General features: G+C 64.8%; 20 protein-coding genes, 1 other RNA gene and 1 pseudogene. 3 read left to right on the top strand and 19 right to left on the bottom strand.

The annotated features are described in order from the left end of the window. Position 1 precedes the first annotated feature (1 nt). The 7 genes from ACXAJV_RS03500 to ACXAJV_RS03470 form a co-directional block, all read right to left on the bottom strand. Positions 2-703, bottom strand: a complete 702-nt coding sequence (locus ACXAJV_RS03500; RefSeq protein WP_475081970.1) for a queuosine precursor transporter — start codon at positions 701-703, stop codon at positions 2-4. Positions 704-767: 64 nt separating this feature from the next. After that, positions 768-1373 carry a recombination mediator RecR gene (recR, locus tag ACXAJV_RS03495; RefSeq protein ID WP_475081968.1) on the bottom strand — a complete coding sequence of 202 codons (606 nt, stop codon included), beginning with the start codon at positions 1371-1373 and terminating at the stop codon, positions 768-770. 60 nt (positions 1374-1433) lie between these two features. Then, complete coding sequence (locus tag ACXAJV_RS03490; RefSeq protein ID WP_291884709.1) at positions 1434-1757, bottom strand: YbaB/EbfC family nucleoid-associated protein; 324 nt, start codon at positions 1755-1757, stop codon at positions 1434-1436. Beyond that, positions 1754-3550: a DNA polymerase III subunit gamma/tau gene (locus ACXAJV_RS03485; protein ID WP_475081964.1), complete on the bottom strand. Its 1797-nt coding sequence runs from the start codon at positions 3548-3550 to the stop codon at positions 1754-1756. Before ACXAJV_RS03485 ends, ACXAJV_RS03490 begins: the two co-directional genes overlap by 4 nt. Positions 3551-3622: 72 nt before the next feature. Next, positions 3623-3718, bottom strand: an RNA gene (gene ffs, locus ACXAJV_RS03480) — signal recognition particle sRNA small type. A gap of 67 nt (positions 3719-3785) precedes the next feature. Beyond that, positions 3786-5567: an AsmA family protein gene (locus tag ACXAJV_RS03475; protein ID WP_475081962.1), complete on the bottom strand. Its 1782-nt coding sequence runs from the start codon at positions 5565-5567 to the stop codon at positions 3786-3788. 96 nt (positions 5568-5663) lie between these two features. Beyond that, complete coding sequence (locus tag ACXAJV_RS03470; protein WP_475081959.1) at positions 5664-5885, bottom strand: hypothetical protein; 222 nt, start codon at positions 5883-5885, stop codon at positions 5664-5666. A 171-nt stretch (positions 5886-6056) separates the two neighbouring features. Between ACXAJV_RS03470 and nudC the strand changes: the two genes are divergently transcribed. After that, positions 6057-6977: an NAD(+) diphosphatase gene (gene nudC / locus ACXAJV_RS03465; protein WP_475081957.1), complete on the top strand. Its 921-nt coding sequence runs from the start codon at positions 6057-6059 to the stop codon at positions 6975-6977. Between the two features lie 195 nt (positions 6978-7172). Here the strand turns inward: nudC and ACXAJV_RS03460 are convergent, their stop codons facing one another. The 3 genes from ACXAJV_RS03460 to ACXAJV_RS03450 all read right to left on the bottom strand — a co-directional run bounded on the left by ACXAJV_RS03460 (position 7173) and on the right by ACXAJV_RS03450 (position 8769). Then, positions 7173-7721, bottom strand: a complete 549-nt coding sequence (locus ACXAJV_RS03460) for a porin family protein (RefSeq protein WP_475081955.1) — start codon at positions 7719-7721, stop codon at positions 7173-7175. Positions 7722-7887: 166 nt separating this feature from the next. Further along, positions 7888-8412: a porin family protein gene (locus tag ACXAJV_RS03455; protein ID WP_475081953.1), complete on the bottom strand. Its 525-nt coding sequence runs from the start codon at positions 8410-8412 to the stop codon at positions 7888-7890. A gap of 150 nt (positions 8413-8562) precedes the next feature. Next, positions 8563-8769 carry a hypothetical protein gene (locus ACXAJV_RS03450; protein ID WP_475081951.1) on the bottom strand — a complete coding sequence of 69 codons (207 nt, stop codon included), beginning with the start codon at positions 8767-8769 and terminating at the stop codon, positions 8563-8565. On the opposite strand from ACXAJV_RS03450, the gene ACXAJV_RS03445 reads away from it, so the two are divergent. Beyond that, on the top strand, positions 8768-9514 hold the full coding sequence (locus tag ACXAJV_RS03445) for a c-type cytochrome (protein WP_475081949.1): 747 nt from the start codon (positions 8768-8770) through the stop codon (positions 9512-9514). The two genes, ACXAJV_RS03450 and ACXAJV_RS03445, sit on opposite strands and share 2 nt — an antisense overlap. 83 nt (positions 9515-9597) lie before the next feature. Here the strand turns inward: ACXAJV_RS03445 and ACXAJV_RS03440 are convergent, their stop codons facing one another. The 3 genes from ACXAJV_RS03440 to ACXAJV_RS03430 are packed head-to-tail and all read right to left on the bottom strand — an operon-like array spanning position 9598 to position 12196. Next, a complete protein-coding gene (locus tag ACXAJV_RS03440) occupies positions 9598-10449 on the bottom strand; it encodes a C40 family peptidase (RefSeq protein ID WP_475081946.1) in 852 nt (283 codons plus the stop codon). Beyond that, the gene (locus tag ACXAJV_RS03435) at positions 10389-10790 is read right to left on the bottom strand and encodes a MarR family transcriptional regulator (RefSeq protein WP_475081944.1); all 402 of its coding nucleotides are present in this window, start codon (positions 10788-10790) and stop codon (positions 10389-10391) included. Before ACXAJV_RS03435 ends, ACXAJV_RS03440 begins: the two co-directional genes overlap by 61 nt. Positions 10791-10837: 47 nt before the next feature. Then, on the bottom strand, positions 10838-12196 hold the full coding sequence (locus ACXAJV_RS03430) for a leucyl aminopeptidase family protein (RefSeq protein ID WP_475081942.1): 1359 nt from the start codon (positions 12194-12196) through the stop codon (positions 10838-10840). Between the two features lie 105 nt (positions 12197-12301). On the opposite strand from ACXAJV_RS03430, the gene ACXAJV_RS03425 reads away from it, so the two are divergent. Then, positions 12302-13099 carry a tetratricopeptide repeat protein gene (locus ACXAJV_RS03425; protein ID WP_475081940.1) on the top strand — a complete coding sequence of 266 codons (798 nt, stop codon included), beginning with the start codon at positions 12302-12304 and terminating at the stop codon, positions 13097-13099. A gap of 3 nt (positions 13100-13102) precedes the next feature. Here the strand turns inward: ACXAJV_RS03425 and ACXAJV_RS03420 are convergent, their stop codons facing one another. From ACXAJV_RS03420 to ACXAJV_RS03395, 6 genes and pseudogenes are all read right to left on the bottom strand, one after another. After that, on the bottom strand, positions 13103-13573 hold the full coding sequence (locus ACXAJV_RS03420; RefSeq protein ID WP_475081938.1) for an OsmC family protein: 471 nt from the start codon (positions 13571-13573) through the stop codon (positions 13103-13105). Between the two features lie 56 nt (positions 13574-13629). Then, positions 13630-14124 (bottom strand): hypothetical protein, encoded by a 495-nt coding sequence (locus tag ACXAJV_RS03415; protein ID WP_475081936.1) that lies wholly within the window; start codon positions 14122-14124, stop codon positions 13630-13632. 61 nt (positions 14125-14185) lie between these two features. Next, entirely contained in the window at positions 14186-15175 is a 990-nt protein-coding gene (locus ACXAJV_RS03410) for a type II secretion system F family protein (RefSeq protein WP_475081934.1), read from the bottom strand. A 7-nt stretch (positions 15176-15182) separates the two neighbouring features. Further along, positions 15183-16178, bottom strand: a complete 996-nt coding sequence (locus ACXAJV_RS03405) for a type II secretion system F family protein (RefSeq protein WP_475081932.1) — start codon at positions 16176-16178, stop codon at positions 15183-15185. Between the two features lie 3 nt (positions 16179-16181). After that, a complete protein-coding gene (locus tag ACXAJV_RS03400) occupies positions 16182-17708 on the bottom strand; it encodes a CpaF family protein (protein ID WP_475081929.1) in 1527 nt (508 codons plus the stop codon). A gap of 351 nt (positions 17709-18059) precedes the next feature. Continuing rightward, positions 18060-18563 (bottom strand): annotated as a pseudogene (locus ACXAJV_RS03395) (CpaE/TadZ family protein); the annotation flags it as partial. Positions 18564-19211 lie beyond the last annotated feature (648 nt).

Raw genomic sequence — 19211 nt, 5'->3', positions numbered from 1 at the left:
GCTAGCCCCGCATATCGGTCAGCGAGCGGCCTTCCGCGATATTGCGCAACAGATAGACCAGCGGCGTGTCGAACGCGGCCATGGCGATTTTCACCAGTACCTGCCCCAGGATCAGGCTTGCGATGGCCGGCCAGGGCATCAAGCCGCCAAAGGCTGCCGTGATGAAGATGGTCGAATTGAGCACTTGCGAGACCATGGTCGACAAATTGTTGCGCAACCAGAGCCGGTTGCGCCCGGCATCGCGCCGGCGGAAATGGTGGAAGATCAGCACATCGGCCAAGGCACTCACGCCAAACGCCGCCAACCCCGCCAGATTGATCCGGTTCGCCGAGGAATAAAGCGCCACAAAGGCCGCTTCGCGATCCGCGGTCCAGCTGGCGGCATTACTGACAAAGCCGACCATATCCTCCAGATAGATGGCGTAGAGGATCAGCAGCGTCATCACCACGCGCAGGACAACGCCGCTCAGCACGACGGCCAGGGCATAGCCACGCCCCCAGACCTCGCTGATCACATCGGTCGCCAGATAGGTCAGACAGAAGGCCAGCGTCCCCGCGGGCACCAGTACGCTGAACGGGCCCAGAGCGACTTCATGTACCTTGATCGCTGTCAGCGCTGCGATGACCAGCGACATCATGAACAGGCCAGAGCAAAAGAAGAGCACGAAGCCCTTCCGCGTCAGCCGTGCCTCATCCTGGATCAAACTACCGCCTCCTCGAAGATCACGACTTCGGAGATAGGCCGATTTGCGCCGTTGCAAAATGCAATCAGACGGAAGACCGGCTGCGGAAGGCCGCCGCCAGCGTGCCGTCGTCGAGATAGTCGAGCTCACCACCCACCGGCACACCGCGCGCCAGCGAGGTGACCGACACACCGCAGGGCTCCAGCTTGTCGGCCAGATAGTGGGCCGTGGTCTGCCCGTCGACCGTGGCGTTGAGCGCCAGAACGATTTCCGTCACCGCCTCGTCGCTCGCCCGCTCGATCAGCTTGGCAATATTGAGATCGTCCGGGCGCACGCCGTCGAGGGCCGACAGCACACCACCGAGAACATGATAGCGCCCCTTGAAGGCCCCGGCCCGTTCCAGCGCCCACAGATCGCCGACCGTCTCCACGACGCAGATTTCCTTCTCCGCGCGGTTCGGCGCGGCGCAGACCGCACACGGGTCGGTCACATCGAGATTGCCGCAGGTCGAGCAGGCGCGGATCTTGTCGGCGGCATCGGCCAGCGCATCCGCCAGCGGGCGCATCACGCCATCGCGCTTGCCCAGCAGGTGCAGTGCGGCGCGCCGGGCCGAACGCGGCCCCAGCCCCGGCAGCTTGGCCAGCAGGGTGATCAGTCGCTCGATTTCCGGGCCGGCAGAAGCGGTGCGCATCAGAAGGTCTCGATCTGTCTGAGGGACGCGCACCCGGGGCACGTGTCCCGCCTCCCATGCCTAAAACGGCAGATTCATGCCGGGCGGCAGGTCCAGGCCGCCGGCCGCTTCCTTGAGGACTTCCTGCTGGCGCACCTCGGCCTTGCGCCGGGCATCGGCATGGGCCGCCAGGATCAGGTCTTCCAGGATTTCCGGCTCGTCCGGATCGATCAGGCTCTTGTCGATGGAGACGCGCTTGAGATCGCCCTTGGCGGTCATCGTCATCGCGATCAGACCGGCACCGGCCTCACCGGTCACCTCGGCCTCGTCGAGCCTGGCTTGGGCTTCGGCCATTTTCTGCTGCATGGCCTGCGCCTGTTTCATCAGGCCCATCAGGTCTTTCATGCCCGTCTCTCCGTTGTCTTCTCGTCTGCATCGCCGTCGGCGGCCGGCGCCTCGCGCACGGCGACAATCTCTGCGCCCGGGAAGAGACGCAAGGCCTCCGCCACAGCGGGATCCTGGCGGGCGCGCTCCAGCTTTTCCTCGGCCTCGCGCCGGCGGCGTTCCGCCCAGGTTTCCCCGCCCCGCACTTCATGATCGGCCAGGATCGCCCAGCGCGCGCCGGTCCATTCCTGCAGCCGCTTGGCCAGCCGCTGGGCCAGATCCGGCGGATAATCCTCGACCGGCTGGAAGGTGAAGGAGCCCGGCCGGAAGGCACCGGGCCGCACATAGCGCTCGACATCCGACTGCAGGGCGATGTCACGCTTCTCGCGCAGCAGCGCGATCAGGGCCTCGAACGTCCGGGGGCCTGGCAGTTCGCTTTCGGCCTCGGCAGGCGCGACCGGCGTGGCAGGGCGGGCAGCATGCGCCGGCGCTTGTGACGCCGGCTCAGGCTTTCCCGGCGCCTCCCCGGCCGGAGAAGCGGGCGGGGCGGCTGGCGTTTCGCTGCGCGCGGCGGGCGGATGCCCGGCCAGGATGCGCGCGGCCTCTTCGGGCGGCGGCAGCGAGGCCGCGGCCGCCAGGCGCAGCACCGTCATCTCGGCCGCGGCCAGCGCGTCCGGCGCATTGCGCACATCATCGAGCCCCGTCAGCAGGATTTTCCAGAGCCGGGTCAGCTGGGCAAGGGACTGTTTTTCCGCCAGTCCGGCAATGCGCTGGACCGTGTCGGCCGCTTCGCCCAGATCGGCGCCGGGACCGGCCGCCTTCACCCGCGAAAGGGCATGGACATAGTCGAGCAGGTCGCGCGTGATCACCACCGGATCGCCGCCGGCATCGTAGAGCGCGCCGATCTCTTCCAGCGCATCCGCCGTCTTGCCCGACAGGGCCTGTTCGAGCAGGTCGAGCACGCGGGCCCGGTCGGCCAGGCCCAGCATGTCGCGCACCTGAGGCGCGGTGACCGGGCCGGTCTCCTCGCTGCCCTGCACGATCGCCTGGTCCAGCAGGGACAGCGCATCGCGCACAGAGCCCTCGGCGGCACGCGCGATCAGGGACAGACCCTCGCGATCGACGGACGCGTTTTCCAGGCCGCAAATGCGTGTCAGATGATCGGTCAGAACCTCGCGGTCGATCCGCTTGAGATCGAAACGCTGGCAGCGCGACAGCACCGTCACCGGCACCTTGCGGATCTCGGTCGTCGCGAAAATGAATTTGGCGTGCTCGGGCGGTTCCTCGAGCGTCTTCAAAAGCGCATTGAAGGCCGAGGTCGACAGCATGTGGACCTCGTCGATGATGTAGACCTTGTAGCGCGCGGAGACCGGCGCATAGCGCACACCGTCGAGGATCTCGCGGATATCATTGACGCCGGTGCGCGAGGCGGCGTCCATCTCCATCACGTCGACATGCGCGGACCGCGCAATGGCCTCGCAATGGCGGCCCGGTTCGGACAGCGTCATCGCCGGTCCGTCGGCCGTATCGGTTTCATAATTGAGCGCGCGGGCAATCAGGCGTGCCGTCGTCGTCTTGCCGATGCCGCGCACGCCGGTGAGCATGTAGGCATGGGCGATCCGGCCGGCCGCGAAAGCATTGGTCAGGGTGCGCACCATGGCGTCCTGGCCAATCAGATCCTCGAATTTCGACGGGCGGTATTTGCGGGCGAGGACCTGGTAGCCCGGGTCCGGCACCGTCTGCGGCAAGTCGAGACCCGGCATCAACGCTTCGCCCGCTGCGGTGTCGTCAGCTGGGAGCGGCGTATCGTCCATGAGGGCTCTTCTGGCTGCGGCTGACAGACCCTGTCCCGGGGGCGTCCCCCGAGCCGGGCGGCGCGATTGCGCGTGGAAGACCGGACAGCGACCCGGACGAAACTCGTTACGGCTGCTTCCTTCCGGACCTGACCGGGTTGGCGAGGTGCCCGTCCACCGCCGGCCTTCCGCCCCCTATATCGCCCGCCGGACAGCGTCATGCAAGCCGCGGCCTGCAGCCTTTTTCGCCTTGCCCTCACCCGGCCGGCGGCCCCGGCAGGCTGTCGCAGGATACCGCCTCGCCCAGGCCGAGTTCGGTGAAGGGAAGCACCGCCAGCGGACCCGCCGCACTGCCCAGAAGCCCCGCCAGCACGCCCTGCAACACCGAGGGCGCCGCATCGACATCGATTTCGGGATTGCGCAGGGTTCCGTTCACGGCAACACCGCCCAGCAGATTGCCCCAGGAGACATCCTTCGCCTCCGCGGCGACAGCGAGCGCCAGCCGCTCAGTCGCCAGCGAGACCTCGCCATCGAGCGCGACGACACTGTCATCGGTGTCGACGAGGACGGTTTCCGCCTGAAGCCGGCCGTTGCGGGCGCGGAACACGCCGCCGGCGCAGTTCACGGGAATGAAGCCGGGATCGGCCTCGTCTTCCGACAGCCGCAGCAGCAGGATCTCGCCGACATCGAGGCCGGCGCCCTCGACCGCGAGATGACGGATCCGGGCTCCCGGCGCCACCTGCGCGGTAATCTCGCCATCGGCCGAGGCAAAGGCAGTTCGCAGGTCCGCCCCCGTCATGGCCAGCGCGAAGGCAACATGCATCTGGCCCCGGGCCAGTTCTCCATTGCCGATCGAGGCCAGATCGAACCCGTCCAGCTCGCCTTCGGCCTCTGTGCGCACCGTGTCTGTGCGGGCGTCGATCGTTGCATAGGCGGTCAAACGCCCCCGGTCTTCCGTCCGGAAGGCCAGCGGCTCGAAGGTCATCACGCCATTGTCCAGTTCGAAAACGATCTCCATCGCGCTCAGCGGTACGGCACCGGCCTGCACATTGCGGGCAGTAAAGTGCACCCGGGCATCGGCAGTGCGCACGCGCGTGGTATCCAGACGCGCATTCGGAATCAGGCGTCCGCTGGACGCATAGGCCCGGTTCGCCGCTTCCTGTTCGTCATTGGCAGTTGTCCGCTCAATGTCCGAGGGCGCGCCGATCACCACGCCCAGATCGTCAAAATCGAGATTGTCGGAAGTGAGGTCCGCCGTCAGCCGCGGGCGCGGCCGTCCGAAGTCCGCCGACATGGTGCCGGCCAGATCGGAATCGCCGACCAGACCGTTGAAGGGGCTGAACGTCCAGATACCCTCTTCGTGGGCGACGTCTCCATACAGCGAGAAGGGCGGCGTATCCGGTGCCGACAGGCCGAAAATCGCCGCCAGCTCGGCGAAGTTGCGCCCGTGCATCTCCATCTCGCCGGAAAACCCGTCCAGCGACAGGCCTTCGGCCGACCCGTTGAGATGCAGCACCGACCGCCCGCCAGCCGCGGTGAGCCGGAAGTCGCCGCTGGCGAGATTGCCCCGCGCCTCGGTGACAATCAGCAGGGCCGGATCGCGCCCCGGCCGCTGTATGCGCAGCCGCAATTGCGTGATGTCCACATCGCGCACAGTGGAGAGATAGCCCGGCAGGCCACCACCAGACCCGTCACGCCCCCGCATGCGATAGGTGAAGGCGGCCTCGTCAATACTGACAAAGGCTAGCAATTGCCGTCCCGGAAAGATCCCGGCCGGGTCGAGATGGAGATCAAGGGTTTCCGCCGATCCCGCTTGTTCGATCTCGAGCTGGCGCAGATGGAGCACCGGCTTCAGACCGGGACTGACCCAGGCTTGCTCCAGCCGCACCGAGCGCCCCGTCAGGGCTGTCAGACGTGCCTCGACAAGGCCGGTGACCCGATCCGGCGACGAGAGGAACCACAATCCGCCCGCCACCATCACCGCGAGGGCGGCGGTCAGGATTGCCGCAAAAACAAGTATCCGCCTGACTGTTCCCACACCACCGAACGCCGCCTTGAGCAGCGCGCCTCTGCCTTGTTCCCGTTGGAACGTTGCAGCGGCCCGGCGGTTCCCCTCAGTGCCGGCAAGCCCGGGCTAGTGCGCGAAGACGGGGTCGGCACTGTCCAGCCGGGCCGCCGCCGCGAGCACGTCGGCATGATGATCGAGCACGGCGATGAGTTCCTCGCTGCCGCCCGAGGACAGCAGGACGTCACGCCAGTATCCCGTCACCCGCGCCTGGGTCTCCAGCCAGTCGCGCACAGCCATCTGGGCATGATGGGCACACACGGCTGACGATCGTTGCGATTTTGGATCCATTTCGACACCTCCTCCCCGACCATAATTGCGACTCATTCGCAAATGCAAGCAACAAATGGGCCGTGCCCTGCAATGCACGGCCCCGTGAGCCGTCCGGATGCCCGCACTGTCCGATTGATGCCTGCGCCGCATGCGGCTAAGCCTGCAAAGCCGCTGACCGGACATCTCCCGATGAATGACAGAACCCTGCTCGCCGACACTGCCCCGCTCGTTTTCGCCGGCGCTCCGCTGGACCGCGGTGAAGTTCTCAGACGCGACGAGGCAAGGCTGGACGCGCTGATGGAGGGCGATGAGGGCTGGTGGATGGTGCTGCAGGCGGGCGATCCGCTGCTGTCGCCGGAGGGCGCCATTTTCTGGTTCCGGCCGGACGAGCTGCCCGCCCTGGCGACAACGGGACCGCGCGTCTTCCTGGGCCATTATCGCGGCTCGCCCTGTTTTGCCGCCCAGCTGGAGACCGATGCCCCGGAGCCGGAGGGCACGATGCGCCTGGACGCCCGGCGCGCTGCCATGGGCCTCTCGTCCGACGAGGCCACAATCTACGGCTATGCCAAATCCATCCTGGCCTGGCACGACCGGCACGGTTTCTGCGCCAATTGCGGCCAGCCGACCCGCATGCGCTCGGGTGGCAATCGCCGCAGTTGCGACAGCTGCGGCGCGGAACACTTCCCGCGTGTCGACCCCGTCGTGATCATGCTGGCCACAGACGGCGAGCGCTGCCTCCTGGGACGGCAGGCCAGCTGGCCGGAGGGGATGTGGTCGGCCCTCGCCGGTTTTGTCGAACCGGCCGAGACGCTGGAAGAGGCCTGCGCGCGCGAACTGAAGGAAGAATCCGGCGTGACCGCCGACATCGCCGCCACCCGCTATGTCATGGCCCAGCCCTGGCCCTTTCCCTCTTCGCTGATGGTGGGCCTGGTCGCGCCTGTGCTCGACGCCACGCTGAGCATCGATGCCCACGAGCTGGAGGACGCGCGCTGGTTCTCGCGGGACGATGTCCGCGACATGCTGGCCGGGACACATCCCGAGGTCGCGATGCCGCCCTCGATCGCGATCGCCCGGCGCCTCGCCGAGCTCTGGGTCGACGGGAAGATCTGAGGCATCCGGCAAAAAGGGACGCGGCGTCACATGCTTGCGGCATATAGGGGGCACATATGCAGCCCTTATGGCGCAATACCACAACCACATCACACCCGAACGGGACCGCCGTCTCCGCCCTCGAAGACCGGTCAAAAGAAAACGGGAGCCGCATCGCAGCTCCCGTTCATTTTCGCAGCGTTCCGGAGCCGGCTATCAGCCGCCGAAACGATGGACATAGGACAGGCCGAAACTGTCGGCCTCACCGAAATCGTCATAATCGGTCCGGGTATAATCGAACCGGACCGCGCCATTTTCCCACAGCTCATACTGGGCACCGACACCCCAGGCGATGGCCTGGTCATCCGTGGAACCGCCATAGGCAAAATTGGCGTCGAACTCGGTCGTCACATAACCCAGACGGCCGAAAACGCTGAAACTGTCGGTGACCGGAAAACGTCCGACTGCAAACGCACCGACGGAGTATTCCAGGTCCAGCTTCGAAATCGCGGCGATGCACACAGCATCCACAGGGCAGGCATTGGTATCATCGCCATTGATGCCGATATCGAGCTGGGCCTCGACGCCGAGATAGCGGTTGAAATCATAGCCGCCGCGAATCGTTGCTGCGCCGAGATCGAAATTCTCGAGATCGATACGGCTATAGCCCGCCGACAGATTGAAGCCATTGTCAGCGGATTGCGCGTGACCGGCCGCAGCCAGACCCGCCCATGCCAGCACGCACGCACTCAGCACTCTGAACATTTTGTATTTCCTCGCATTTGATGCCCTCGCACGTGGAAATTGCCGCCGGGTGCGTGAGCCCGGGCTGAACGCGGCGTTCATCTCGATTACGTGTCCGCAATGAAAGAAAAAGGCCGCACCCGGCGGGCGCGGCCTTTTTTGCTTTCGATGCAGTTCCCGGCGTGAATTAGCCGCCGAAACGACGGACGTAGGAAACACCATAGGTGTCGGCCTCGCCGCCATCATCATAATCGTAGCGCGTGTAGTCGAGGCGCACACCGTTGTCGCCGGCGAAGAACCACTCGCCACCGACGCCGAACGCCCAAGCCTCATCGCTGCCGTCATAGTTCAGACCGGCAATATCGGCATCGAACTCGGTGGTGGTGTAACCGCCGCGCAGGAAGACACTGGCCTGCTCGTTCGACCAGGGGCGCACGACGCCGAACGCGCCGAGCGAATAGTCGAGACCGACATCGCCGGTCAGGCCGGCCACCGTCACCGACTCATCGTTGATGCCGATATTGGCTTGGCCCTCAACGCCGAAGAAGCGATTGAAATCATAGCCACCGCGAACAACGGCCGTGTCCACATCGATATCGTCGAAGTCGAAGCGCTCATAACCGCCGCCGAGGCGGAACTCACCCTGCTGGGCCGTTGCACCGGCCGTGAGCGCAAGGATGGAAAGGGAGGCGAGGGAAAGGGTACGCAGCATTTTTATCAACCTTACTCTATACATGGCGTCGTTGCGCCAGTTGCGGGGTCCCAGCCCGTCCCACAGCTGGGAACGGGCTTCAGGGGTTTCAAGCCGTCCGTCTGCAGACCGTCTGACCGGCACCATGCCCTCCCCGTCATGATCCGCCTGTCAGGCATTCCCGGCTGCACCCGGCTCGCCCTGTACCAACGCGCGAACTGCGATTTTTGGTCTTTCCGTTACATGAAAATCCTGCAAGCCTGCGGTCATGCGTCGTGTTAACGCATGCACAAGAACGCGCTGGACTGTTGCCTGTCCGCGCAGCGCATGCCAAACACGGCCACGATTTTCGACCTGACTAATTTTGGGGGCGTCCATGGGCGATCTCTTCTGGAACAAGGTGGCCGGTGTCCTGATCGGCGCAGTGCTGGCTGTGATGGCCATTACCGAGCTTGGGCACCTGCTGGTTCCCTCGCACGGCGCGCACGAACTGACCGACGAGAACACCTCGTATCCGGTTGACTGGGCTGCAATCGAATCGGGCGGCGGTGAAGCCGAACCGGTCGAGGAAGGCCCCACCGATTACGGCCTCCTGCTGGCCAATGCGGATATCTCCAACGGTGAACGCGTCGCGCGCCGCTGTGCCGCTTGCCACACCTTCGAGCAAGGCGGCTCCAACGGCGTCGGCCCGAATCTCTGGGGTGTTGTGGGCGCCGATATCGCGGCCCATGCCGGCTTCTCCTACTCCGGCGCTCTTGAAGCCCTGGAAGGTGAGTGGACCTATGAGGCGTTGAACCACTTCATCGAGAGCCCGGCCTCCTATGCTCCGGGTACGGCGATGTCCTTCCGTGGTCTCAGCGACGAAGCCCAGCGCTTCGACCTGATCGCCTATCTGCACAGCCTGTCGGACAACCCGCTGCCCTTCCCGGACCCGCTGCCGGAAGAGAGCGAACTGACGGAAGACGTCTCCGATATGGCCGAACAGGCCGGCGAAGCCATGGGCGACATGGCTGAAGAGGCCGGCGAGCAGGCTGCAGAGATGGCACCTGAAGGTGAAGACCCCGCACCGGCCGGAGACGATGAGGCTGCTGCCGGTGAAGAACCCCAGGAGGGCGGCCACTAGGCCCACCTCCGACACGAACAAAGAAGGCCCGGGTCATCTGACCCGGGCCTTTTTTTTGTGCCGGCTGTCTCTCCCGCCAGGTATCAGACAGGACGGACGATCGTGCGGACCGGGTTTTCCTTCTCCCGGATCCGCGCTTCGGCTTCCGAGAAAAGCTCCAGCGTCACATCCATGAAACCGGCATTGGCGTGCAACAGGTGTTCCGAGTCGACCATGATCCCGACATGGCCCGGCCAGAAGACGATATCACCGCGCGCGCGTGTCTCATCACCGGTGACGTCCGGCCAGGCGGCCTTCAGCGCGGCTTCCTGCTGATCCGCATCCCGCGGCACATCGATGCCCGCAGCGCGGAGCGCCATCTGCACGAGACCGGAACAGTCCAACCCCAGGCTCTCCTTGCCACCCCAGAGATAGGGTGCTGCAAGAAAGCTCTCGGCCACCGCCACGAAATCACCGGCATGATCGTCCGGAGCGCCGGTATGGGCCTCGACGACCCAGCCCAGCCCCTCGGCCTCGACGAAGCGGCCCTCACGCGCGCCCGTCGAAACCAGCGCGTTCAGGCTGAGCAGGTGGCGCGGGGCCGATTTGATGTCCGGCTTGGAAAAGGCATAGGTGCGCAATGCGGTGATACGCCGGTCTGGCTGATGAACCGTTGTGGAAAAGCCGGCAAGGTCGACCCATCCGACATAGCCACCGGCGCGGGAGAAGCCCCACCCCCAGCCATCGCGCGCATCCAGAACCGCGAAAACTTCGCCGGCCAGCACCTGATCGTCCATGGCGCCGTCCGGCGCGGGCGCCCGGCGGACCGGCGCGGCAGCGATCACGGCTTGATGGTCAGTCGGCTCCACGAAGCGCGCCGCTTCGACCTGCCCCTTCAGATGGGCGGCCGCGAGATCGGGCCTGGCGGGCGTGAGGCGGGGATCCAGGTGGGACATGTGCGGGTTTCCTCGGCACGGACGGCAACACGTTCACCATAATCGTACAGGAAGACGGCGCCTTTGACAGTGCGATGCACCGAGACGTCGCGCTTGTCATCACGGTCGCGCTTGCGGCGCACAAAACCCTGGCGCTCGAGCACGTCCAGAGCCCGTGTCACGGCCGGTTTCGGCAGGCCGAGGGAGCGCGACAGGTCCCGCACAGCATGGGGGCCCGGCTGCATGAAGATCGACAGCAGCAGCGCAAACTGGCGGGCCGTGAGGTCCGCCGTTTCGCCTTGCAACGCGTCCGCCGACACACGGCGCATCATTTCAAGCGATGTCATCGCCTGGGATGCCATCTGGCACGCTCCCGTTCAGCCTGCGAATCGCCCCGAAGGGGCCGCGGCTAACTCTGAAAGCGCTCCTTGAGCATTTGGTAAACGGCGCGTGCGGCATGCATGTCGCCGCCCTTGGGCCGTCCCGGACGCTCCTTGGGATTCCAGGCAAAGATGTCAAAATGCATCCAGGCTGCATCGCCGACGAACCGGCGCAGAAAGAGACCGGCCGTGATCGATCCCGCCATCGGCATGACGGTCGAGTTCACGATGTCGGAGATCTCGCCCTCGATATCGCCTTCATAGCCATCCCACAGCGGCATGCGCCAGACCGGGTCGAACACTTTCACCGCGGCCCCGGCGAGATCGGCGGCCAGATCGTCCTGATCGGTATAGAAGGGCGCCACTTCCGGGCCCAGCGCAACGCGCGCCGCACCGGTCAGCGTCGCGAAGTCGAGCAGTAGATCCACCTCCTCCTCGGTCGCCCGCGTCAGCGCATCGGCGAGCACAAGCCGGCCTTCTGCATCGGTATTGTCCACCTCGACGGTGATGCCCTTGCGCGATGTGAGAATGTCGCCCGGACGGAAGGCGCCGGCACTGACAGCATTCTCGACGGCCGGCACCAGAAGGTGCAGCCGGACCGGCAGGCCGGCCGCCATGATCATGCTGGCCAGTCCCATTGCATTGGCCGCGCCGCCCATATCCTTCTTCATCAGGCGCATGAACCGGGCTGCCTTGAGATCCAGACCGCCGCTGTCGAAGCAAACGCCCTTGCCGACAATGGCAACGCGCGGATGGCTCTCCTCCCCCCATTCCAGCTCAAGCAGGCGGGGCGCCTCGCCGGCGGCCCGTCCGACCGCATGGATCATCGGATAGTTTTGGGCGAGAAGGTCGTCGCCGCGCACAACCCGCACGGTCGCTTCGAAGCGCTCGGCCAGAGAACGGAATGCATTCTCCAGGCCTTCCGGTCCCATCCGGTCAGCCGGTGTGTTGACCAGGTCGCGTGTCAGCGTGACCGCGCGCACCACGGCCTCGGCTTCCTCGGCGTCGGCGCCCTCGGGCAGTACCAGCCGCGCGGGTTCGCGATCTGCGGGCTTGTAGAGTGTGAAACTGTAGCCGCCAAGCGCCCAGGCGGTCGCTGTCAGGGTCGGATCCCAGCCCTCGGGCAAGGCCTCGATCTGCCAATCGCCACCGGCCAGCGCTTTCGCAGCGGCGCCGATCGCGAAAACATCCTTGCCGGGACCGATACCCAGCCAGGCGTCGCTGTCACTGCCGGAAGGAAAGCGCACGACCTGGCCGGGCTTGCCTTCGAAACCGGCCGCCAGGGGACGCAGCGTCTCCGGCAAGGCTGCGACCCTGTCTGCACTGGCCTCCGCCGTTACGAGCCGCAGGGTGAGCGCCGTCCCGCCGGACGCGAATATCGAAGCCATGATCAACCTTTCCCGTATGCCGCCAAGCAGCCGAACTGCGATTAACCCATTCTTGACCGGGCAGGCGCAGATTCAAGAGACGCCCACAGTTGACCGATTCGTCTCATGCGACCGATTTACGCCCTTGCCCCGCTCGTCTTCCTTGCCGTTTCGGCCTGTGCCACCACCACGGCACCGACCGAACAGGAACAGGCCGTCATCGACACGATGAACGCCAACACCATTGTGCCGGCCTCACAGACCGAACGTGAAGCAATCCGCAGCCAGGACCTCCTGACCCAGGCCGCATTCTGGGCCGAAGCCCACGAGCTGAACCCGTCTGACCTGGAAGCCGCGACCGAGCTTTCCAGCACGCTGCGCCAGCTGGGAAATCACCGCCGAGCAGCCGAAGTGGCCCAGCAATCACTCGCGCTCTACCCCGATAACGCACCGCTCTTGTTCGCCTATGGCAGCGCTATGGCTGCCGCCGGACGCGGTGCCGGTGGTCTGGAAGTCCTGCGCCGGACGACGCAGATCGACCCCGGCAATTGGCGATATCTCAACGCGCTCGGCGTTGCTCAGGAACAGGCCGGCCAGGCCGGCCCCGCGCGGGCCAGTTTCCAGGCCGCGCTTGAGCTGGAGCCGGGGAACCCGTCCATCCTGTCGAATATCGCGCTGTCCTACATGGCGGCCGGCGAGACCGAGACCGCAGAGCGGATGCTGCGTGAAGCCATGATCCGCCCGGGCGCCGATCCGACGATCCGCCAGAACCTCGCCCTCGTCATGGCCCTGCAAGGCCGTTTCGAGGAAGCCGAAACGATGGCACGCGTGGATGTCTCGCCGCAAATGGCCGAGGCCAACATGGCCTATATCCGGTCCATGCTGACATCGCGCCGGCGCTACGACGCCGTGCGCGCCGACTAGGCCTCAGCCCTCGACATATTCAGCGTCATACTCGATCGGGAAGTTCACTGACCGGGCGATAAAGCAGAACCGATGCACCTCCTTGTGCAGCGCGTCGGCTTTTGCCGTATCGGTTCCAGGCTCAACCGAAATTCGCGGCCGCAGCGTTGCTCTCAGGAAACGGCCCGCCCCGTCGGGCTGGGTTTCGCCCACCCCGTGCGGATTGTCCTCATACCCGGTCACCACAATCCCCGCCGAACTGGCGAGGTGCAGATACCAGAGCATGTGGCACGCCGACAGCGCACTGAGGAGCATGTCTTCCGGGTTGGGAAGGCCTGGGTCGCCACCCAGCAGCGGATCGTTGGAACAATGGACGACCGGCTTGCCGGGCGTCTCCACATTCCAGGTCCGGTCATAGCCCTTATAGGTCCGCGTTCCCTCACCCCGGTCACCGGTCCAGACGATACGGGCGGTGTAGGCGTGTTCCCGGCTCATGTGCCGGCCCCGGCGAGCGCCATGATGAAAGCCTTTCTTGCCTTCTGCCGCGATAGTCAGCCAACGCCCAGAGGCGGCGGTGGAGGGGGTGGCGGCGGCCCGTCCTCATTGTCCTCGACATGTTTGAGAGGAAAGTCCTTGCGCAGAATGGGTGACACCAGGGTGTGATCGAAGCGGAAGTCTTCCACCATGTCGCGCAGCTCTGTCGGAGCCCGGCCGGTCTTCGACGCTTCGGTCCCGCGATAGAGCGCATAGAGCTTGAGATAATTCTTGTCGTCTCGCGACAGGGATGTGTCGTCGAGACGGCCGCATATCGTGACCAGGCGCTGCAGCCCCGCACGGCGCTTGCCGGCTTTCAGCTCGATCATCGCGGTCGCCAGACCGACCTTCCAGCCCATATCGGCATAGTGGGTCTTCGGCGCGGCTGACAACGCCTTGCGGGCAGACGGGACATCGTCAGCCGACAGGGCCTGCATGGCCTCGCCAACGGCGCGGTCGGCGGCGCGGATATCCTCGCGGATGGCTTCTTCCGTCTTGCGGCCCGAAAACATGGGCTGTGTCCACCTGTGCAGCGTACGGCGAGTCTATCAGATAGCGCGCCAAAACGAACTTTTACAGGCTGTTAAAGCGGATAATTGCCGGTCCGAGAATGACAACGAACAGAACCGGCAGGAAGAACACAATCATCGGCACGGTCAGCTTGGCCGGCAGCGAGGCGGCTTTCTTTTCGGCCGTCGCCAGACGCATATCGCGATTTTCCTTCGCCATGACCCGCAGGGCCTGTCCGAGCGGTGTACCATATCGTTCGGCCTGAATCAGGGAGGTACACACAGCGCGCACACCGGGGTGATTGGTGCGCTTGCCGAGGTTCTCATAGGCGGACCGCCGGTCCTGGAGATAGGACAACTCGGCTGTCGTCAGAGACAATTCCTCGGCGAGCTCGATGGACTGGGACCCAACCTCGGTCGAAACCTTGTGAAAGGCGGCCTCGATCGACATCCCCGATTCTACACAGATCAGAAGCAGGTCGAGCGCGTCCGGGAACGCACCCATGATTGATTGCTGCCGCTTTTGGGCGGCGTTCCTGAGATAGACGTTCGGCGCGTAATAGCCCAGCAGGCCCAGACCAAAGGCCAGACACCAGCGAGTGATCGTGGGAAGACCGAAATCATTGATCATGAAGACGTAGGTCGCCGTGCCCGCGAACAGGATGATCGGCGAGGCCAGGCGGAAGAAGTAGAAGGCGACGGCCGGCTTGTTGCCGCGCAGACCGGCCTGCTGCAGCTTGTCCTGCAGGTCGGGATCCTCGAAGGCCTTCTGCAGGTTCAGCGCATCCACGACCTTGCGCATCAGGCCCTTGGCTTCGGCACCCCGGATCGAACTGTTGCGGCCGGACTGCTCCATCGCCTCACGGCTCTTGCGGCGCAATTCCTCACGGCGGTTGCGCACGCCCTTGATCCGCTTGTCGAGGGAGTTCGTGTTCATGGCCGGCGCGGCCAGCGTGACAATCGTCGCAAACACGAGCGCAGCCGAGATCATCATCAGCAGATTTTCCGGCGAGACCAGGAAGTCACGGATATCGGCGAAGTCGAGCCCGAACATGCCGCCCTCAGATCTTGAAATTGATCATGCCGCGCATGACCATGATGCCGAGGAACATCCAGAATGCACCGCCCAGCAGCATCAGCTGGCCCGTGGGATGCTGGAACATCTGGCTCATATAGGACGGTGTCGTCGCATAGACGATGCCCAGCACGCCCGGCGGCAGCGACCCGATAATAAAAGCCGACGACTTGGCTTCAGACGACAGCGCACTGATCTTCTCGCGCATCATCTTGCGCGACCGCAGCACGGTGGCGAGATTGCCCAGGGTTTCGGCGAGATTGCCGCCGGTCTTCTGCTGGATCACCAGCACTGTGCGAAAGAAATTCACTTCGGGCAGCGGCATGCGTTCGCACATCCGGTCGAGCCCATCCGCCAGTGTCACGCCGACGGCGGTCCCCTCGACCAGTTTCTCGAACTCCGTGCGGACGGGTTCCGGCGATTCGGTCGCCAGGATCTTCAAACACTCGTTCAGCGGCAGACCCGACTTCACGCCACGCGTGATTACGTCGAGCGAGTTGGCAAACTCCGCCGTGAATTTCTTCTGGCGCCGGCCACACAGGAAGCCCAGCCACCAGCGTGGAAGACCGAAGCCGCTGATCAGCGTGATAGCTGCGAGAACCAGCAGATTCTGACCCGTGATGAAGGCAACCAGCGCGCCCGTGAGCGCGGCTCCGGCCGAGATCATCCAGAAGACGCTCGGCGAGAACGACATGCCGGCCTGGCGGATACGCGCCTTGATGGTCAGCGATTTCTTGCGCTGGTCGCGCTGACGCTGCTCCATGTCCTTCAGGGATTCCTGGACCTGGCGTTTACGCTGGGCCGCCTGATCGAGCGCTGCGGTCTGGCGCTTGCCCCGAACGAGCTGGCCATCGCCCACCGCCCGGGTAATGCGCTTTTTCGACTGGGCGTCGCCCATCGAACCGACGGCCACCCAGCCGACACCGCCGACAGCGACAAAGGCCGCAACAGCTGCAAGCAAAAAGGCCATGTCCGGATTCATGCGTCAGGCCTCCGCTGCATCGAGTGCGTTGGCGAGTTCGCGCTCCAGACCGAAATAGCGGGCGCGATCCCAGAATTTCGGTCGCGCGATACCGGTCGAGGCGTGCTGGCCGATGATCTGGCCGTGCTCGTCCTCACCCTGGATCTCGTACAGGAAGAGGTCCTGGGTGACGATGACATCGCCTTCCATGCCGACCACTTCGGTGATGTGGGTGATCTTCCGCGAGCCGTCGCGAAGACGGGCCGCCTGCACAACGACATCGATCGATCCAACGATCATCTCGCGGATCGTTCGCGTCGGCAGGCTGTAACCGCCCATCGTGATCATCGACTCGATGCGCGACAGCGCTTCGCGCGGCGAGTTGGCGTGCAGCGTGCCCATGGAACCGTCATGGCCGGTATTCATCGCCTGCAGGAGGTCAAAGGCTTCCGGGCCACGCACCTCGCCGACGATGATTCGTTCCGGGCGCATACGCAGACAGTTCTTCACCAGATCGCGCATCGTCACCTGTCCCTGGCCTTCCAGGTTCGGCGGGCGCGTTTCCAGGCGCACGACGTGGGGCTGCTGCAACTGCAGTTCCGCGGCGTCCTCGCAGGTCACCACACGCTCATCTTCTTCGATGAAGCCGGTCATGCAGTTCAGGAGTGTCGTCTTGCCCGAACCGGTACCGCCGGAGATCAGCACGTTGCAGCGGCTGGCGCCGATGATCTCAAGAACCTTGGCGCCTTCCGGCGTGATGGAGGCGAACTCCACCAGGTTCTTCATCGTCAGCTTGTCTTTTTTGAACTTACGAATGGTCAGCGTGGGACCATCCAGCGCCAGCGGCGGTGCGATGACGTTGACACGCGAGCCATCCATCAGGCGCGCATCACAGATCGGCGAGCTTTCATCGACCCGGCGGCCGACCTGGCTGACGATCCGCTGACAGATATTCATCAGCTGGGCATTGTCACGGAAGCGGATATTGGTCCGCTCGACCTTGCCGTTCACCTCGATAAAGACGTCATCGGCGCCATTGACCATGATGTCGGCAATATCGTCGCGCGCCAGCAGGGGCTCCAGCGGACCGAAGCCCAGCACGTCATTGCAGATGTCCTGGAGCAGGTTTTCCTGCTCCGCGATCGACATGGCGACATTCTTGATCGAGATGATCTCGGTGACGATGTCGCGGATTTCTTCGGCGGCAGTTTCATTGTCGAGACGGGCCAGCTGGCCCAGATCGATCGTGTCGATCAGCGCGTTGAAGATTGTCGTCTTGATCGCATAATACTCTTCCGACCGGCCATTGTCGGCGGGTGGCCGCGCCCGGGCCGCTGCAGCGGTCACAGCCGCCGGCCTGGAGGGCTTGGGGGCCTGGAAGGTCTGAACAGACGGTTTCGGCGCTGCCTTGGCTGCGGGCTTGGACGCGGGGGCAGGCGCACGACGACGTTCGGCGCCCGCATCGCTGCGAGGCGCCTCCTTGACCTCCGCCGGCGGCGGGGTCGGTGTTGTCGGTCGGGCGGTGGGACCTCCGGCGCGCTTGCCGAACATGGCTGACTAGCCTCCGAACATCTTTCCGAACAGGGAACGCGAACGCTGCGGCGCGCTGACCCTGCCACTGACCAGACCGGCCAGGTGGGTGAAGCCTTCCGCCGCCTTTGACTTGGCATCGAGCTCGGTGATCATCTGGCCGTTATTCGCCGCCTTGCCGAACAATTGCGGCTCGAACGGCAGGACGAGGGCCGGCTGGGTGCCCAGCGCTTCAGCGAAGTCCTTGACCGGGATCTCCGGACGCTTGGGCATGCCGGCCATGTTGATCACGACTTTCGGCGGTTCGTCATTCGGACGCGCACTGGTGATCAGATCAAACAGGTTCTTCGCATTGCGCAGGGATGCCAGGTCCGGCGCCACCGTGACCACGACCTGATCGGCGCTGAGCAATGTCTGCTTGACCCAGGGCATCCAGATGTGTGGCAGGTCGAGCGCCATGAAGGGGGCCTGGCGGCGGACCTTGTCGAGCACGAGTTCGTATTCGGCCGGCGAAAATTCCCAGTCCTTGTCCAGCGTCGCCGGCGCCGAGAACAGGCTGAGCCGTTCCGTACAGCGTACCAGCAGACGATCAAGCAGGGCGTCGTCCAGACGGTCAGGCTCGGCCAGGGCATCGCCCAGCGTCTGAGCCGGATCCTGGTTGAAGTCGAGACCTGCCGTTCCGAACGACAGGTCAAGGTCGACCAGAACAGCATCGGTCTGGATGCCTTCAGTCAGGGCCCAGGCACAATTATGCGCAACGGTCGACGAGCCCACACCGCCCTTCGATCCGATAAAGGCGATCGACTTTCCGGCGAAGGGCTGCTCGGGATCAAGAAAGAGCTCGGAGATCGTGCGGATCAGGTGCAGCGGCGTCATCGGCGGCACCAGATACTCGCTCACACCCCGCTTCATCAGTTCGCGATAGAGACCGATATCGTTGGCGGCCCCCACGATGATAACCTTGGTGTCCGCATCGCAGACACCAGCCAGCTCCTCGAGCTGATCGAACAGGCCCCGCCCGCGCATACCGCTTTCGACAATCAGCAGGTTCGGCGTCGATTCGTCGTGATAGCGCTCGATCGCGGCAGGCAGCCCCCCAAGCTCGACCGTCACATGTGCTTTCGCGAGACGGCGATCATTGGAGGCATTGTGCACCAGGGCGCCGGTTTCCGGGCGCTCACAGAAGGCGGCAACGGTGATGCGCGGCACAGGCTGGTCGGAGACCTCGCCATCGACCTCGCCATAGAAGGCGCCGCTCGCCGCGACAGGCGAGACATCGTGCATGCCGTCATACTCGGCCGTGCTCGGATCGAACGGCGCGCGCGGCGCAGCCGTGGCAGCCGGATAGCCACCATCGTCGAACTCGCCCTCGTCTTCCAGGAACGGGTCTTCGTCGCTGTCATCCTCATAGGCCGCACCAAACCCGCCCTGCGGCGCGTTCATAGCCGGAGCCGGGCGCGCCGGAGCCGCTTCGCCCAGCAGCATGCGCTCAACGTCCTCGGCCTCCAGGAACGGATCATCCCC

This window comes from Maricaulis sp. ABE4_448 (assembly GCF_056160825.1).
Note: the sequence above shows the minus strand (reverse complement) of the source record. Positions and strands in the feature narration are given on the sequence as shown.